This window comes from Paenibacillus forsythiae T98, assembly GCF_000520735.1.
GTDB lineage: Bacteria > Bacillota > Bacilli > Paenibacillales > Paenibacillaceae > Paenibacillus_AQ > Paenibacillus_AQ forsythiae.
This window is the reverse complement of the sequence record NZ_ASSC01000177.1, coordinates 1-330: the sequence shown is the minus strand read 5'-3', so window position 1 is coordinate 330 and position 330 is coordinate 1. Positions and strand designations below refer to the sequence as shown.

The 330-nt window shown below is 57.9% G+C and carries 1 pseudogene; it reads right to left on the bottom strand.

Annotation, left to right across the window (positions count from 1 at the left end):
• Window positions 1-330, bottom strand: a pseudogene (locus L692_RS33420) (hypothetical protein); the annotation flags it as partial.

Sequence of the window (330 nt, the reverse complement as noted above, 5' to 3'; positions counted from 1 at the left end):
GCCGCATCCGCAGGAAGGCCAAGGAAGCGGCGCCGGCTGGACCCCATACTGCGGGGATGCGTACGCCGGAGTCTCGGAATAGGGTTGGAAGTCGGCAGCAGGCATCTCCGCCATATAGCCAGGTGTAACTCCCGGATAGTAAGGGGCCGGGGCGCCCATAGCAGGATATCCTGCATCCGGATAGCAGTATGGCGACGGAATTTCCGGCATATGCGCAATCGGTTGTACCTCACAAGGCGCATAAGAAAGCGGTTGAACAGCCTCATACATCGGATAGACGGGCGGGCAGTCGTAATAATTGGGATTCTCCGTTATTCCCGGATAACCGTA